Here is an 18,234-nt window from a genome sequence, read left to right on the forward strand (position 1 = left end):
TTATTGCTGTTGACACCTGTATAGAATTGTAGCTATGACGTTATTTACAGAATTTGGCCGTTACCTGCTGATGATCAAAGGCATGTTTTCCAAACCGGAAAATGGCAAGATGTATTGGAAAGAGCTCATGCACCAATGCGTTGAAATTGGCATTGGTTCATTGGGCATCGTGGTGATCATCTCTTTCTTCATGGGTGCGGTATCCGCACTCCAGACCGCTTACCAGCTGGTAAGCCCGGTGATTCCCAAGAGCACCATTGCACAGATCGTACGCGATACCGTGATCCTGGAATTCTCCCCCACCCTGGTTTGTATCGTACTGGCCGGTGTGGTGGGCAGTAAGATTGCCAGTGAACTAGGGAATATGCGTGTGAGCGAGCAGATAGATGCGCTGGAGATCATGGGCATCAATACCAAATCATACCTGGTAATGCCGAAGATCCTGGGAGCCCTGATCATGATCCCTTTGCTGGTAGTGATCTCCATGGCCCTCGGTATTTATGGCGGCCGTATTGCCGGTGTTGCATCCGGGGTACTTTCTGCCGCCCAGTACGATAAAGGTCTGCTTGGCAGTTACCAGCCTTACAATGTATTCTTCGCGCTGATCAAAGCCTATACATTCGCTTTCATCATTTCCAGTATTCCTGCTTACTACGGATACTACGTGGAAGGCGGGGCCCTGGAGATCGGGCGCTCCAGCACCAAGGCTGTGGTAGTGAGTTGTGTGGCCATCCTGTTTGCTGATTATGTACTGGCAGCACTGCTGTTACAATAAATTTCCCCGGCATGATCGAAGTAAAAAATCTAAAGAAAGGATTCGGTGATAAAACGGTCATCAATGATGTGAGCGTGGTGATGCAGGCAGGCAAATGTAACCTCATCATCGGCGCCAGCGGCAGCGGTAAGACGGTTTTCATGAAATGCCTGGTAGGATTGTTTTCGCCAGACAGTGGCGAGATCCTTTATGACGGACAGAATTTCACAGACATGGACGATGAGGCGCGCAAGGAAGTGCGTAAACAGATCGGCATGCTCTTCCAGGGTTCTGCACTGTTCGACAGCCAGACGGTAGAACAAAATATCATGTTCCCTCTCAATATGTTCACCAAAGACAGTTACCAGCAGAAACTGAAACGGGTGAACGAAGTTCTCGACAGGGTGAACCTGAAAGACGTCAATAAGAAATTCCCCGCCGAACTCTCAGGCGGTATGAAAAAAAGGGTGGGCATTGCCCGGGCCATTGTGCTCAACCCGAAATACCTTTTCTGCGATGAGCCCAACTCCGGCCTCGATCCGCAGACATCACTGGTGATCGACAAACTCATCAATGAGATCACCAAGGAATACAATATCACCACCATCATCAACACCCATGATATGAACTCCGTGATGGAGATCGGGGACCATATCATCTACATGCACAAAGGCGTGAAGGAATGGGAAGGAAGTAACAAAGAGATCATATTCAGCAAAAATGAATTGCTGAACGAGTTCATTTTCGCTTCCGAGTTCCTGAAAGATGCCAAGGACATGCGGATGCTGGAACAGACCGGCAAGATCGATAACAACAGGAATATGGACGACCTGATCAAATAACCCGTCCCTTCCTTTCCATCTTGACCCATTTCCCTTACTTTTGCCCAACTTTTAAATACCCGCTATGAGCATTTTAGTGAATAAACAATCCAAAATACTGGTGCAGGGCTTTACCGGTACGGAAGGAACTTTCCACGCTGTGCAGATGATCGAATACGGAACCAATGTTGTGGGCGGTGTTACCCCCAATAAAGGTGGTACAACCCATCTCGACAGGCCTGTGTTCAACACCGTAGCTGATGCCGTAAAAGAAACTGGCGCCAATGTTTCTATTATTTTCGTTCCGCCTGCATTTGCAGCAGATGCTATCATGGAAGCAGCAGAAGCAGGTATCGGCCTCGTGATCTGTATCACGGAAGGCATTCCTGTTCAGGACATGGTGAAAGCCAAACTGTACCTGCAGGGAACCAAAACAAGACTGATCGGTCCCAACTGTCCTGGTGTGATCACAGCGGGCGAATGCAAAGTAGGTATCATGCCTGGCTTCGTATTCAAAACCGGTAAGATCGGTATCGTATCCAAATCAGGAACTCTCACATATGAAGCTGCAGACCAGGTGGCGAAAGCCGGACTGGGTGTATCAACTGCAGTAGGTATCGGTGGAGACCCCATCATCGGGACCACTACCAAAGAAGCGCTCGAACTGTTCATGAACGATCCCGAAACTGAGGCCGTTGTGATGATCGGTGAGATCGGTGGCGGCATGGAAGCTGAAGCAGCACGCTGGTACAAAGAGCAGCCCAACAAAAAACCTGTGGTAGGTTTCATTGCTGGTCAAACCGCTCCTCCCGGACGCAGAATGGGCCACGCAGGCGCCATCATTGGCGGTGCAGAAGATACTGCTGAAGCCAAGATGACCATTCTTGCAGAATGCGGCATCAATGTAGTGAAAAGCCCCGCCGACATCGGCGCTACCATTGCAAAAGTGATCAAGAAGTAAGCGAAAGCTGAACCCGATATTGAAAAAAGGATGAACGCACTGTTCATCCTTTTTTCATGTACATATATCACGCCGGGCCGCTCATATACAGCCGTTGTTGAAAAATCTTCGTACATTCGGTTACTCCCGGCGCAGATTCCGCGCCAAGCTCCACTGTAGAATATCTCCATTTACTATCATTCCTTCTGCTGATCACACATTCGCAGATGTACACTTCGTGTCCGGATTTTCATTGCTTATCACTAATAACCTGATATATGAAAAATCGCTACACACCACTGTTTCTCTCCCTCTTCCTGGGAGCCAGTATCACTTTACATGCGCAATGCCCGCGACTGGCGGGAATTATGGTAGATGCCTGCGCCACCGGTAATACTGAAAGTCGTAATGAATTTATTTTCTGCGTGAATGGAAATACAAATTTGAATGTGGATGATCTCCGTTTTACCTTTCCAACCGGAGCTGCTATTGGCGCAGGAACAACAGACTTTGCTCCCAATACAGGCCTTGCCCCCATCGGCACCTGCCTGACTGTGCTGGATGATGGTGATGTGATCCCTGCCAATGCTCCTTTCATCATCTTCATGTCGAGCAATGTGGCGGTGGCTTACGACTTCAGTTCCTGGTGCACGGAATTTGGCCAGGTTTATCTATTGTACAAAACCAATCCGGCTCCGGTCCCTCCCGCTTTTCTGAATGAGACCAGTGTAGTGGGTGGTGAGCAACGCAGCGTAACATTCAATGTAAACGGCTCACCTGCCTGCGGCGCTACGTATACTTACGATGTTCCTGTGGGAACGGGCGTTTCAGTGGATGGCAATTTCTTTCGCTTCCCCGAGCCCACTGCAGGCGTGAGCCTGAGCCCTGGCTTTGTCAACAACGGATGCGCCTCTCCTCCCTTTGAGCTGCTGCCGGTTACCCTCGAAGGCTTTACCGCCAGTTACCGGAACAATAATGTGCAGCTCTCCTGGTCAACCGCCACGGAACTCAATGTCAGCCATTTTGAAATACTTAGAAGTTCCGATGGCATTCACTACGCCACTATCGGCACTGTTGCCGCCGCAGGCAATACATCTTCGATTACACGGTACAGTTATAACGATAATAATCCGTCTCCCAGCAGGAATTATTACCGCTTGAAGATCGTTGACCTGGATGGCAGTGCTGAATTCTCGAAGATCATTAGTATCCGCGCCAATGCCAGCGGCATTACCCTGAACAGTCTCTATCCCAACCCGGCCAATGAAGAGCTGGTGATCGAATGGAATGGGATCAGCAATCTGAAAACACAGGTATCGGTACGAAACCTTCAGGGACAGTTGCTCCAAACCCAAACAGTAACAACCCTTGCAGGCTTCAACCAATTGAAACTAAACACCAGTAAGCTGCCTGCAGGACAATATTTCCTCACACTTGATTTCGGCACAGATAATATGGTGCAATCATTCCTGAAACGATGAGGAACAGCAAAGTTGGACTGAACATAAATAAATTGAGAAGCCCCACGCATACTTTACGCTGGGGCATTCTCTTTTCCGCCCCACAGAGTGCCCTGTCGGAGCGGGGGTAAGGCAGAGCGGTCTTGAAAATAAAAGCGATAAAGCCTGGCTCTCCAATACAGCCCAATCCTCACCACAACCTCCAGCCTTCATTCTCCCGCGCCGGTTTATTTTCTCAACCGCAAAGCCTTACCCCTCCGACAAATTCCCCCTCCGGCAAAGGAAAAATCGTAAATTACAGTTACCCCCTCCTCCCTGGTCCCGCAACTAAATTTATTGTGTATGAAACATGTCTACCTGCTTCTCTTCATAGCATGTTACGCCCCCCTGATCCTGCCAGCGCAGCAATGCCCGCGCATTGTAGGCATCATGGCCAACGGATGCGGCACCGGCATCCAGGAAAGCCGTAATGAATTTATCGTTCTGGTGAACGGAAATGTGCCGTTGAACGTGAACGATCTCAATATCATTCTTCCCGGCAACGGCGCTATCACGCCCAGCAATGATGATGATTTTGCCGCCAATACCGGAGCAGTGCCTACCGGTGGCTGCATCTCAACGGTAGATGATGGCGCTATCATTCCGCCCAATACACCTTTTGTGATCTTTATGTCTAACCTGGTGGATGTAGTGTATGATTTTTCGTCACTTTGTGAACAATACGGCGCCGTATACCTGCTGTACCGGAACCTTCTCGAACCCCCACTGCCAACTTTTTTGAGCCAAAGCAACGCTGACACCATTAAAACTGTCACACTCGCGGTAAACGGTGTGGCTGCCTGTTACGCCAATTTCATTTGGAAGCAACAGGTAAAAGGTCAAAGCTCCAACGACGGCGATTTCTACCGGTTCCCGGAACCAGTAGATGGCAAAAGCGTAAGCAATGGATTTGTGAACAACGGTTGTGCATCCCCGGTACTGTACCAGAACTCGAACCCGCTATCCGGCTTCACAGCCACTTATGCAGAGCCAAGCGTACAGCTCAACTGGACCACCGCCATGGAGCTGGACGCCGCTTACTTTGAAGTGAACAGGAGCATCGACGGTTACAATTTTGCCAACGCAGGTACTGTTCAGGCGCAGGGAGCGGCAGGATCGGTTACCCGGTACAGTTATAATGATCCCGGGCCCGTACTCCGAAGAACTTACTACCGGCTAAGGGTCATCGACAGACAGGGCAATTCCGTCTACTCCCGGACCATCAGCGTACGCGCGGGGAACAGTGGCATAACACTGAACAACCTGTACCCCAATCCTGTCAGTGATGTGCTGATCGTTGACTGGACGGGCACCAACAGTGTGAAAACACAGTTGTCTATCCGAAGCCTGGGAGGAAAGATCCTTCAAACCAATACCGTAACCACTGTACAAGGCTTCAACCAGTACAGGCTAAACACTGCACAACTCAGTCCCGGCCAGTATTTCCTGAGCCTGGACTATGAGAATGATAACATAGTAGAGGTTTTCCTGAAGCGATGATTCGCTGAAGCTTAACCAGTCGGCAAGTCATATGGCCCCATGTTTGTACTGTAACAGCATCTCACATGGGGCCATAGGCTTTTTTTAACTTTTTGACGGTATGCAATCCTTTTTCATACCGCATCCCTTTCACGGAAATAAGAACCAGAACCATCGAAATTTGACGACCGGTAGTTCTGATTAGATTTAATACCTTGATTAAAATTTGAATGCATGTTGCTGAAAAAAATCCTGTTACTTATTCCATTATCCTTTTTATTGGTCCTAACCACTACAGCACAAAAAATGAATGCTTACGACAAACTATGGAAAAAAGTGGATTCCCTTCTCAACAAGAGCGGGCTTACTGAATCCGCACTCAAAGAAGTGAACCAGATCTATGCATTGGCCAAAAAAGAGAAGAATGAACCGCAGCAGATCAAAGCGCTTACCTATCGCATAGCACTCGACAGGGAAAAACAGGAATCGGAGCAGGCCGCTACTGCTGCTTTTGCCGCCTTCGATAAAGAGATCGCCGGCACTACAGGCAATACAAAGGCCATCCTGCAAAGCATTGCCGCAGCCAACTACTGGCAGTATTACAATAACCAGCGCTGGCGCCTCCGCAACCGCACAGCTACCGTTAACTTCGTGAAAGATGATGTGAACACCTGGTCAGCGGATGATTTTCATAAAAAGATCACCGAACTTTTCCAGGCATCACTCTCCAATGAAGCGCAATTGCAGCAGACAAAACTTAGTGGCTATGACGCCATCATCCGCAAAGGAAATGTACGCGAGCTTCGTCCTACCCTTTTCGACCTGCTGGCTCACCGTGCACTCGACTATTTCAAATCAGACGACCGCAATATCACCCGCCCGGCTTATCTCTTCGAGATCAACCAGGCAGAAGCACTGGCAGATGTGAACAGTTTTGTGTCGGCAAAATTCCAGACAAAGGATGAACTGTCCAACCAGTTCAAAGCGCTTCAGCTCTTTCAGCGCCTGCTGAAATTCCATCTCAACGATGCAAAACCAGAAGCACTGGTGGATGCCGATATCGAACGTATCGAATTTGCCAACACTTACGGCACCATGTCCAATAAGGATGAACTGTACAAACAGGCGCTGGAAAAGCTCACGGCAAAATATGGCCGCCAGCCCTTTGCAGCACAGGCATGGTACCTGCTGGCCAGTTACTATTCCGGCCTGGCAGGAAGGTACAATGCGCAGGCGGATACAGCCCATCGCTATGAATATGTAAAAGCAGTATCCATCCTTAACCAGGTGCTGGAAGACAAAACCCCATCTGAAGGAAGGGCCAATAGTTACAATCTCCTGCAACAGATCAAACAACCGGTCCTTGGACTGCAGGCAGAGAAGGTGAATGTACCCGCTCAAAACTTCAGGGCCCTGGCCACTTTCAGGAATATTTCCAATTTACAGGCGCGCATCATCAAAGTGAATGATGACGAGCTCGATGAAAACCGCTGGGATGATAAATACTGGAACAAACTCATCAAACAACCTGCATTCAAAACATTCGTGCAACGCCTGCCCGACACGAAAGACTATCAGCAACATACAACCGAAATTCCCATAGCCGGCCTTCCCGTTGGTAAATACATCCTCCTGGTAAGTCCCGATGAATTCTCCCTCACCAGGCCGATGGCAGCACAGCATTTCTATGTTTCCAATATCGCTTACATATCAAGTGAGCACAATCACCATGTATTGAACAGAACAACCGGCGAACCCATCGCCCGCGCTGCCGTTCAGATCTGGAACAGGTATTATGATTACAAGGCCAGCAAGTACCAGGACAGGAAGGGCGAGCAATTCGTAACCGATCAGTACGGCGCCTTCACCGTGTCCCGTTCAAAGACAAGGGATGATAACCAGTACCGGATCGAGATCAGTGCAGGAGAGGATCGCCTTGCCATCCAGGACTATCAATACAACGGCTCCTACAATCCGAATGACAATATTCAGAAAGAGACCAACAGCACCTTCCTCTTCACAGACCGCGCTATCTATCGTCCTGGTCAGATCATATACGTGAAAGGGATCATGGTGAACAGGAATAATTTGGGCAACAAATCATCCATCATCACCAATCGCGCCACTGTGCTGGACCTGATGGATGCAAACGGACAGAAGGTGAGCAGCATCCCCGTAACCACCAATGCTTACGGCTCCTATTCAGCCCGCTTCACATTGCCCACAGGTTTGCTCAATGGCAATTTCAGGATCGTGGACACTTTCACTAAATCCGATGTCAACTTCAATGTAGAAGAATACAAACGCCCGAAATTTGAAGTCACCGTTGATCAGCCAACCGGCACTTACAGACTGAATGAAACCATTACCGTGGAAGGAACTGCCAAAGCCTATGCCGGCAATAATATCGACGGAGCCAGTGTGAGCTATCGCGTAGTTCGCCGGAATATCTATCCTTTCTATGATTATTATTTGCCCAAGATCTGGCCTCCCGGCAGAATGGATGAAGTGGAGATCACCAATGGCACCACCACTACAGATGCCAATGGTAAATTCAAGGTTAGCTTCAGTGCATTACCGGAAAGCAATGCAGATAAAAAATCGATGGTCAGGTTCATTTATCAGGTAAGCGCAGACGTTACTGATATCAATGGCGAGACCCGAAGCGGCAATACCAGCGTGAGCGTGGGTTTCCAGGCTTTGGTGCTTAGTGTGGATGCTGAAAATGAATTGCCTGTTGACAGTCTTGCTACTATCCGGGTCAACAGTACCAATCTCAACGGCGCATTCGAAAAAGCAACCGTAACACTGAATGCTTATCCTTTGCAAGCGCCCCAGCGCCAGTTCCGCAGCCGTTACTGGGAGCAACCCGATGAATTTGTATTGACGGAAGAAGAGTACCATCGCCTCTTCCCCAATGATATTTATAAAGATGGGAACCAGCCATCCAAATGGCAACGCGGCGCCAGTGTACTGAACATTACAGACACAACCAGCACCGATGGTAAATTTGCTACAGGCAAACTGAAACTGCCCGCAGGATGGTATGTGATCGAAGTGACCACCAAAGACAAGTTCGGAGAAGAAGTGAAAGCACTCAAATACCTGCTGCTTTCCGCCGCCACTGATCTCCATCCGGAAGCCTACTTCGCCATCGATTCGAAGAAACAGCCCTATGAACCGGGACAGACCATTCAGTATACCATCAAAACCAACCTGGGCAAGGCTTTCATCATTCGAGACCTGGTTCGTAAAGATGAAAAGTATGTAAAGGACTTCATCACCCTCACACAAAACAAACAATCCTTCACCATTCCCGTTACCGAAGAAGACCTCGGTAATATTGGCGTAACGATGGCTTTTGTGAAGAACAACAGGTTCTATACCGCCAGTGACATGTTCGCAGTTCCTTACAGTAATAAGGAACTGAAAATAACATACGAAACCTTCCGCGATAAAACGCTTCCCGGCAGCCAGGAAAAATGGAAAGTGAAACTGAGCGGCTCGAAGAATGAAAAAGTAGCGGCAGAAATGCTAACAGCCATGTATGATGCGTCCCTGGACCAGTTTGTGGACCATAGCTGGAATAAGCCTTCGCTCTATCCACAGCTTTATATGAACAAATACTGGAACGGCCGGGCCAATTTCGCATCTGTTCAGGCAGACAGGAAAAATATCAATACAGACTATCAAAGTTTCCGCAAGGAGTATGATGAGCTGGAAACGGGAGTTGATGTAAATGGATATTTCGCGGGAGTTGGAAACGAAAGACTGATGTACATGCGCAGTGCCGCGCCGGCAGCAGCAAAGAAGGAAATAACGCTTGCAGATGGCGTCCCCGTTGCACTTGAGGCGAGTGCAGAAGCAGGCAACAGCAAAGATGAGGCTTTTGCTCTTGCTGATTCAACAAGCAGCAAATCTGCTCCTGCTCCTTCACCATCCGTTCGCACCAATCTCAACGAAACCGCCTTCTTCCTTCCAGAGCTTCAGACAGATGCCGATGGCAATGTTGAATTCTCATTCACTATGCCTGAAGCCCTCACCACCTGGAAATGGATGATCATGGCGCATACCAAAGAGCTGGCCTTCGGCTATAGCACCAAGAACATTATCACTCAGAAGGAGCTGATGGTTCAACCCAATGCGCCCCGCTTCCTTCGCGAAGGAGACCGCATCGATTTCAGCACCAAGATCGTGAACCTGAGCGGTAAAGAGCTCACCGGACAGGTACAGCTGCTGCTCGTCGATCCATCTACCAATCAATCCGTGGACGGCTGGTTCAACAATGTAATGCCGAATCAGTATTTCACAGTGGCAGCCGGACAAAGCACGCCCGTGAGCTTTTCCATGCTGATCCCTTATCAATATAACCGTCCGCTTACCTACCGTATAGTAGCTGAAGCCAAAGGCGGAGAGCAGAGCCTTTCCGATGGAGAGCAAGCCATCCTGCCCGTAGTGAGTAATCGTATGTTGGTCACCGAAAGCCTGCCACTCCCGATGCGTGGCAATGGCAGCAAGGATTTCAGCTTTACCAAATTGTTGCAGAGCGGTGGCAGCGAAACACTGGGCCATCAATCCCTCACTGTTGAGTTCACCACCAATCCTGCCTGGTATGCAGTGCAGTCGCTGCCCTACCTGATGGAGTATCCTTACGAATGCGCAGAACAATTGTTCAATCGCTATTATGCCAATGCACTTGCCACCAATATCGCCAATTCAACCCCAACATTGAAAGCCACTTTCGAGCGTTGGAAGAATGCGGACACCAGCGCCCTCCTGAGTAACCTGATGAAGAATGAAGAACTGAAATCAGTACTCCTGCAGGAAACGCCCTGGGTATTGCAGGCGCAGGATGAAACCAAACAGAAGAAACAGATCGGTCTGCTCTTCGATATGGTTCGCATGAGCACCGAGCTGCAATCATCCCTCAATAAACTGCTGGACCTCCAGAGCAGCAATGGCGGATTTGTGTGGTTCAAAGGCGGTCCTGACGACCGCTATATCAGCCAGTACATCGCAACCGGCATCGGCCGTTTAAGGCAGCTCAATGCATTACCGAAGGATGCGGAAGGTATCACCGGTTTGATCGAAACCATCGTTCCCTATCTCGATAAAAAAATAAAAGAGGATTACGATTACCTGGTGAAGCATAAAACAAAGCTCACTGATAACAATCTCGGCTATACGCAGATCCAGTATCTCTACATGCGCAGCTTCTTCCCCGAGATCAAGGTTCTGGCTGCCAGCAAGACTGCCTACGATTATTATCGCAAGCAATCGCAGCAGTTCTGGCTGAAGCAGAACCGTTACATGCAGGGCATGATCGCCATTGCGCTGAACCGCACAGGCGATAAAACTGTGCCCAAAGCCATCATGGCTTCCCTGAAAGAAAATGCGATCAGGAACGAAGAGATGGGCATGTACTGGAAAGAGACCAATACTGGTTACGGATACTACTGGCACCAGGCGCCAATCGAAAAACAGGCACTGCTCATCGAGGCATTCAAGGAAGTAAGCAACGATACAAAAGCAGTGGAAGACGCCAAAACCTGGTTGCTGAAACAAAAGCAAACACAGAATTGGCGCACCACCAAAGCCACTGCCGACGCGGTTTACGCTTTATTGTTGCAAGGTAATAACTGGCTCGCATCAACACCGGAAGTGCAGGTTACACTCGGCAGTCAAACGCTCCGCAGCAATGAAAAGAACCAGGAAGCAGGCACCGGATACTTCAAGGATGCGATCGAAGGCAGCAAGGTGAAACCTGAAATGGGCAATATTAAAGTGACCGTGAGCAATGCAGCCAACAGCGCCGCTCCCAGCTGGGGCTCTGTATACTGGCAGTATTTCGAGGATATGGACAAGATCACACATGCAGCCACACCGCTCAACCTGCAGAAAAAATTATTCGTTGAAAGGAATTCAGATCGCGGACCGGTTCTCCAGCCCGTGAACGAAGGCGATATCCTCAAAGTTGGAGACAAAATAAAAGTACGCATAGAACTGCGAGTTGACCGTGATATGGAGTACGTGCATATGAAAGACATGCGCGCAAGCTGCATGGAGCCCGTGAACGTGCTGAGCGGCTTCAGATACCAGGGTGGCCTCGGTTACTACGAAAGCACCAAAGATGCCAGCACCAATTTCTTCTTCGGATATCTCCGCAAGGGAACCTGGGTGTTCGAATACCCGATGTTTGTAACCCATACCGGTAATTTCAGCAATGGCATTACCACCATCCAGTGTATGTATGCGCCGGAATTCACTTCACACTCCGAAGGAGTAAAAGTTGTAGTGGAAAAATAGAAAGGGCGACATAATTTTGCCCTCATGCAAATCGACATCCTCATCATAGGCCAGGGCATTTCAGGAACCTTCCTCAGTTGGTATCTCCAACAGGAAGGTTTCTCTTTTTTGGTGATAGACCAACCACAATCCAATACAGCCTCCAAAGTGGCGGCAGGAGTTATCAATCCCGTTACCGGCCGTCGCATCGTCAAAACCTGGATGATCGATGAAGTATTGCCCTTTGCATTGAACGCTTACCAGTTGCTAGGTGAAGCAATCGGCGTAACGGCCATCGAACAGAAGAATGTGATCGACTTCTTCCCAACTCCACAGATGAAGGTGAGTTTCGATAAAAGATTTGAAGAAGACCAGCAATACCTCGCGAAGCCATCAGACGAGAACAATTTCCGCCCCTGGTTCAATTACGATTTCGGATACGGGGAAATACAACCTGCTTACCTGGTAAATCTCCCCGGTATCCTACCTGCTTACCGGCAGCGTCTGCTCAATAACCAGCAGCTCCGCGAAGAATGGTTCAACCATGAACAATTGCAAGTGAGCAACCACAATATTCAATACAAGGATATAACGGCTACGCACATACTATTTGCAGATGGTATCACCTCCGCATCGTCTCCTTACTTCAACGCTTTACCCTTCGCTCCCAACAAAGGTGAAGCCCTCTGGCTGGAGATCCCCGGCCTCCCTGATACGCACGTATTCAAACGCGGCTTCAGCCTGATCCCCTGGAGCAGGGATGTGTTCTGGCTTGGCTCCACCTATCTCTGGGAATTTGATAATATCGATCCCACGCCCGGCTTCGGACAGTTTGCGGAGACCTGGTTGAAACAGACAGTGAAGCTACCTTACAAACTGCTGGACCATAAAGCCGCAGTTCGTCCGGCCACCCTGGAACGCAGGCCATTCGTGGGCTTTCATCCGGTTCACTCACAGGTGGGGATCTTTAATGGAATGGGAACGAAAGGATGTTCACTGGGTCCCTTCTTTGCCCAACAATTGGCAAAGCATCTGCGTTATGGAACCAGCATTACGCCTGAGGCGGATGTTCAAAGGTTCAAAAGGATCCTTTCCAGGTAAGACAATTCAAAAGATCACTATCGCTGTTCCTGCAATGCCGTAGGCGCATAACCGAACTGCTTTTTGAAAGCGAAAGAAAAATGGGACAGGTTTTCAAATCCTACTTCATAGCATACATCCATTGGCTTCACCTTCTTTTGTGATAACTGGAAATGCGCCAGCTCCAGCCGTTTCTGCGTCAGCCATTTTTGCGGAGTGGTTTGAAATATTTTCTTGAAATCCCTTTTGAAAGTGGTGAGGCTTCTGCCCGTGAGATAACCGAATTTTTCCATCGGCATATTGAACATGTAATTCTTCTCCATGAATCCCAGCAGGTCTATTTTCCCGGGCTCTTCAAAATTACCCAGCACTGCATCGATCTTCTTATCGATGGAACGCAGGATGGTAATGGCTTCTGTGATCTTCAACGAAGCAATATCTTCCGGAAAAGGATCTTTCATTTCAAAATAAGGGATCAGTGAAGCAAGGCAACTTTTCAATAACGGATGCTCTTCAAAACTCATGATCCTGGGCTGCGGTGCAGCCGCTGGTTTGAAATGAATATTATCATAGAATCTTTTCAGCCTTTCAGTAGTCAGGTGCATCACCACTGTTTTGTGAGGCAGACCATCCTTTGGATAATTGATGATGGTGGCCAGTTGATTCCTGGGGATGAGAAAAATATCCCCGGCCCTGAAAATCCTTGTGCCATCGGGTTGCACAATTTTGGTTTCTCCCGATATGAACCAGATCAGCATATGATGTTCGAAAGCGATCTCCGATTTGAAGAATTTGTCATCATAACAGCTCAGCTTGATATCCGGTGTAATGTATTGCGCCTGGTACTCCATGATAAATAAGATTCAAAAGTTACGTAAAGTTCAGAAGAAATTTTCGCGTACGCTTTGTTGAGGAGACCTAATTTCTTTGTTGAGAGGAGCAGGTTTTTGCGCAGGAAGAACTACTTTATGGAGCCGGCCCAAACAGGTCAGCTCCATAAAGTAGTGTTGGTTCACTTGAATTTATCCAGGTAAAACATGATTGAATAGATACTACATCCGATAGTTAACAAGTAGTATAAGAACAAATGAAATTTACCTGGTGGTTTATTAAGTTCAAGTTTTGCAATGATCGGCCAGGTACTCACTAATCCTATCAACTTCAGGATATGAGTAATTACCACAAATCCCAGCAGAAGGACCATGAAACCTTGAGCAATGTAGGATAGCATATTCAAAGTATTTTATAGTAACGAATTGTTATGGATTTGGCGGGCCACCAGGACCGGGACCGGGGCCGGGCACAGGGCCGTCATCATATGATCCGGCTTCACTAAAATAATCTTCTACCCAGGCTGTGCCTATGACCGCTGGATCTCCCCCGCAGGTATATACCATTTCAACTACTTGCTCAGCAACCAATTGACTCATGCTTTGTTTTGTCATCAGATAATTAATGATGTCATTCTTATGCTGATCAAAGAATTCCCGGTCGCTATTGAAAAAACTATGTGGAATATAACTAAAGCCGGAACCAGCACCAGAACCGCTACCAGGATTGGGATTAGGCGTAGGCGACGAAACAAGCGGCGGTGGCGGAGGAGGTTCTTCAACACTTGGCCAAAAGCACTTAATAACATTATACACCATTATTGCAACGTTTACTACTGTTGCCACCCTTCGGCCAATCAATTTCACTGCCGCTATTACAGTTTGCCTTGAAGCTCCGGCAAGGACTGATCTATAAAGAGCTTTTGCGTCAGCTATTCCAATAACTGCTGAAATAGCACTTAAAACACAATCCATAGGGTCACCGGATGGTGTTAAATAATATTCTGGAGCAGGAAACTGATCGTAAGTACCAATAGTACCTCCTCCCTGGATATGTCTTTCTTTCGCAACTTCAAGTAATCCAAACAGGAGAATACCAATATTGTCTGTGCCGAATTCCAGTTCCAGATCAATGTTGTGCTTCACCAGTGCAGCATATTTGATTTCTGACAAGGTAGCGTTTACAACTGCCAGTGCTGACTGATTACTTGGATTTGTTGTTATGATTTGAAGGTATCCCTCATATTGGCCGATCGCATTGGCAAAGATGGGTGGTGGTGGATTGAGCAATGAATTTTTAGCGCCTGAAGAAACCGGGGTATAATCACCAGTTTTTGAACAACCCACAAGAAAAATTATGATACAGATTGTAATCGATAACTTGGAAAATTTCATAGCGGTTTAAATTTTGGAAGGACTAGAATAGGTTTAATTCATTTGATTACTATCAAATACTTCGAATATCCATTAATTAATATAAGAAGAAATCCCAGGATACCCAACAAAAAACCAGGAGCTATCCTTTCGGACATTCCTGGTCTCTGATAAACTGTATTCTCAATAAAATGTAGAAAAGTAAAATCTATTCGCTAGGCAGCAATTTTATTCATATTCAATATTACCAGCGGATCCTGCTTCAGCAGTTTACTCATAGCCGTGAAAAGCGCAGGCAGTTCTTCGCGCATGCGAAGCGGGTTCTCAAAGAACACTTCCACGCTCACGGCCCAGAACTCGTGATAGTTGGTGCCGGCATAATCTCCGAGAATATTCTTCTCTCCCCTTTGCATACCTTCAAAAATGGGGCGCGCAACCTTGGAGAAATTTTTGAATTCCTTTTTGAAATGTTTGTCCTCTTCCGTTTGTGTGATGAAGTTCACATACGTCAGCGCATGCCCCATTTCATGAAGGCCCACATTGCAGTTGGGCATTTCGCCACTCACGCCTTTCATGAAATTATCCCAGCTGAGATAAATGCCGCTATGGTCCACATGGCCCTGGAAGGGACGCGAATAAAATCCATAGTGATAATCATCTTTCAACACATAGATATCGCGGAAATAGTTGAGCAGGAATTTATCGAGCCCGAAAGTCAACTGCACAGAAACGGCACTGATCAGGATCGGCATTTCGCTGCTTTCCTGTACTTCTATATAATGAAAGCGCTTGGCCTTCCGGAACAGGAAAGTGCGGAACAGGAATTTGCGCTGCTCCTCCAGCGTGAGACGATTGTAAAATTTCAGGTGTTGGGAAACAATAGAATGGTAGAAGGGTTCCTGGGCAAGGAACGATTTGTGTTGCCGCTTTACATAAAACCGGTTAAAGCACTCGGTCACCGGTCCATGAAGCAGGATAATAGCAATCACCACCAGGGAAATGACCAAAATTTCCATAAGGCTCATTTTTCTTTTCGTGAATAGAGAGGTACGTTGCGTCAACGGTGGCTTTCACAAAGAATGGATTCGTTACGGTGGCGTTTCAGGGGAGGTGGAAGGAGAGTTTTTAGTAACTGAATCGGGAACAAAATAGAAAGAATAATTTGAAAATGGAAGTACCCCCACACAAAATTATGAAAGCATTACCTTTGCCTCCCCCACTGCTCCCAAAGCATTGGTTTACCATTGATATTATAAAAAATCAACATAAGCATGTACAGAACTCATACCTGTGGCGAACTGCGCATCGCACAACAGGGCCAGGAGGTTACGCTGGCCGGATGGATACAGAGCGTTAGAAAATTCGGAAGTATCACATTCGCCGACCTGCGGGATCGATATGGCATTACACAACTGCTTTTTGGAGAAGAACTTAACCAGCAGCTGGATCAGCAACCACTCGGAAGGGAATTTGTGGTACAGGCAAAAGGTACAGTTACCGAAAGGACCAATAAGAATCCCAATATCCCTACAGGTGATATCGAGATCAACATCACATCTTTTACCGTTCTCAATAAATCAGCAGTGCCTCCCTTCACCATCCAGGATGAAACCGATGGGGGGGACGATCTGCGTATGAAATACCGTTATCTCGATCTTCGCAGGAATATCGTAAAGAAAAACCTGGAGCTGCGTTTCGCCGTGGCCAAAGCCGCCCGCGAATACCTGAACAATAACCATTTCATGGATATCGAAACGCCCTTCCTCATCAAGTCTACTCCCGAAGGAGCGCGCGACTTTGTAGTGCCTTCCCGCATGAATCCGGGTCAGTTCTATGCACTTCCCCAAAGCCCGCAGACCTTCAAGCAACTGCTGATGGTGAGCGGATACGACCGTTACTACCAGATCACCAAATGCTTCCGTGATGAGGATCTTCGCGCTGACCGCCAGCCTGAGTTCACTCAGATCGACTGTGAAATGAGCTTCGTGGAGCAGGAAGATATCCTCAATATGTTCGAAGGCATGGTGAAACATATCTTCAAAGCCGTCAAGAATATCGACTATACAGAACCGGTAGCCCGCATGACCTGGGAAGACGCCATGTGGCAATACGGCAACGACAAGCCGGATATCCGCTTCGGCATGCAACTGCTCAATATCAAATCCGCATTCACACTCAATAATGAACTGCCTGCAAAAGGACAATTGCTGGAAGGCACAGACTTCAAAGTGTTCAACGATGCAGAAACGGTGATCGCTATCGCCGTTCCGGGCTGCGCCGAATACACCCGCAAACAAACCGACGAACTAACGGATTGGGTTAAGCGTCCGCAGATCGGTATGCAGGGACTGGTGTATATCAAATGTACTGCCGGTGAAAATGGAGCCATCAGCTACAAGAGCAGTGTAGACAAATTCTTCAACGAACAACAGCTGGGCGCCATTGCTACAGCCGCAGGCGCCAAAGCCGGCGACCTGGTGCTGATCCTGGCAGGCCGTGAAGAACGCACCCGCAAGGCAGCCAGCGAGCTCCGCCTGGAAATGGGTGAACGCCTCGGCTTCCGTAAGAAGGATGAATTCAAATTACTCTGGGTAATGGACTTCCCGCTCTTCGAATATGCAGAAGATGATAACCGCTGGGTTGCCCGCCACCACCCGTTCACAGCGCCCAAGCCTTCCCATATCCAGACCATGATCGATAATGATCCTGTGATCCACGATGCAGCCAAATACCTGGAGCATCCTTACAATCATATCAAGGCCAATGCCTATGATATGGTGCTGAACGGAAACGAGATCGGCGGCGGCTCCATCCGTATCTTCCAGCGCGAACTGCAGGAGAAGATGTTTGCGGCACTGGGCATGAGCAAGGAAGAAGCCCTGCACAAATTCGGATTCCTCCTCGGCGCCTTTGAATATGGTGCACCTCCACACGGTGGTATCGCATTTGGCTTCGACCGTACCTGCGCCATCCTCGGTGGCAGCGAAAGTATCCGCGACTTCATCGCTTTCCCCAAGAACAACAGCGGCCGTGATGTGATGCTGGATGCACCCGCCTCCATCGATGATAAACAATTGGATGAATTGTCCATCAAACTGGATGTGAAATAAGAAGCTTCAAACTCTTTAAATATAAGGCTGCTCTAAAGGGCAGCGTTTTTTTATGGAATTTT

11 protein-coding genes are annotated in these 18,234 nt (G+C 48.1%); 8 read left to right on the forward strand and 3 right to left on the reverse strand.

Annotated elements, in window-relative coordinates:
* Window positions 1–34 precede the first annotated feature (34 nt).
* From FSB84_RS01365 to FSB84_RS01395, 7 genes are all read left to right on the forward strand, one after another.
* On the forward strand, window positions 35–775 hold the full coding sequence (locus FSB84_RS01365; RefSeq protein ID WP_130543358.1) for an MlaE family ABC transporter permease: 741 nt from the start codon (window positions 35–37) through the stop codon (window positions 773–775).
* Window positions 776–786: 11 nt separating this feature from the next.
* The gene (locus tag FSB84_RS01370) at window positions 787–1,596 is read left to right on the forward strand and encodes an ABC transporter ATP-binding protein (protein WP_130543357.1); all 810 of its coding nucleotides are present in this window, start codon (window positions 787–789) and stop codon (window positions 1,594–1,596) included.
* Between the two features lie 64 nt (window positions 1,597–1,660).
* Window positions 1,661–2,536 carry a succinate--CoA ligase subunit alpha gene (sucD, locus tag FSB84_RS01375; RefSeq protein ID WP_130543356.1) on the forward strand — a complete coding sequence of 292 codons (876 nt, stop codon included), beginning with the start codon at window positions 1,661–1,663 and terminating at the stop codon, window positions 2,534–2,536.
* A 257-nt stretch (window positions 2,537–2,793) separates the two neighbouring features.
* Entirely contained in the window at window positions 2,794–3,996 is a 1,203-nt protein-coding gene (locus FSB84_RS01380; protein WP_130543355.1) for a T9SS type A sorting domain-containing protein, read from the forward strand.
* Between the two features lie 321 nt (window positions 3,997–4,317).
* Window positions 4,318–5,514 (forward strand): T9SS type A sorting domain-containing protein, encoded by a 1,197-nt coding sequence (locus FSB84_RS01385; RefSeq protein WP_130543354.1) that lies wholly within the window; start codon window positions 4,318–4,320, stop codon window positions 5,512–5,514.
* A gap of 213 nt (window positions 5,515–5,727) precedes the next feature.
* On the forward strand, window positions 5,728–11,799 hold the full coding sequence (locus FSB84_RS01390) for an alpha-2-macroglobulin family protein (RefSeq protein ID WP_130543353.1): 6,072 nt from the start codon (window positions 5,728–5,730) through the stop codon (window positions 11,797–11,799).
* Between the two features lie 24 nt (window positions 11,800–11,823).
* Window positions 11,824–12,879 carry an NAD(P)/FAD-dependent oxidoreductase gene (locus FSB84_RS01395; RefSeq protein ID WP_130543352.1) on the forward strand — a complete coding sequence of 352 codons (1,056 nt, stop codon included), beginning with the start codon at window positions 11,824–11,826 and terminating at the stop codon, window positions 12,877–12,879.
* Window positions 12,880–12,896: 17 nt separating this feature from the next.
* On the opposite strand, the gene FSB84_RS01400 is transcribed toward FSB84_RS01395, so the two are convergent.
* The 3 genes from FSB84_RS01400 to FSB84_RS01410 all read right to left on the reverse strand — a co-directional run bounded on the left by FSB84_RS01400 (window position 12,897) and on the right by FSB84_RS01410 (window position 16,078).
* Window positions 12,897–13,709 carry a helix-turn-helix domain-containing protein gene (locus FSB84_RS01400; RefSeq protein ID WP_130543351.1) on the reverse strand — a complete coding sequence of 271 codons (813 nt, stop codon included), beginning with the start codon at window positions 13,707–13,709 and terminating at the stop codon, window positions 12,897–12,899.
* A gap of 408 nt (window positions 13,710–14,117) precedes the next feature.
* A complete protein-coding gene (locus FSB84_RS01405; RefSeq protein ID WP_130543350.1) occupies window positions 14,118–15,083 on the reverse strand; it encodes a hypothetical protein in 966 nt (321 codons plus the stop codon).
* A 194-nt stretch (window positions 15,084–15,277) separates the two neighbouring features.
* Window positions 15,278–16,078 carry a zinc-dependent peptidase gene (locus FSB84_RS01410; protein ID WP_158643740.1) on the reverse strand — a complete coding sequence of 267 codons (801 nt, stop codon included), beginning with the start codon at window positions 16,076–16,078 and terminating at the stop codon, window positions 15,278–15,280.
* A 255-nt stretch (window positions 16,079–16,333) separates the two neighbouring features.
* Here FSB84_RS01410 and aspS point away from each other — a divergent pair, with 255 nt between their 5' ends.
* The gene (gene aspS / locus FSB84_RS01415) at window positions 16,334–18,172 is read left to right on the forward strand and encodes an aspartate--tRNA ligase (RefSeq protein WP_130543348.1); all 1,839 of its coding nucleotides are present in this window, start codon (window positions 16,334–16,336) and stop codon (window positions 18,170–18,172) included.
* The last annotated feature ends 62 nt before the right edge of the window (window positions 18,173–18,234 follow it).

It is taken from the genome of Pseudobacter ginsenosidimutans (assembly GCF_007970185.1).
In the GTDB taxonomy this organism is placed as follows: Bacteria; Bacteroidota; Bacteroidia; order Chitinophagales; family Chitinophagaceae; genus Pseudobacter; species Pseudobacter ginsenosidimutans.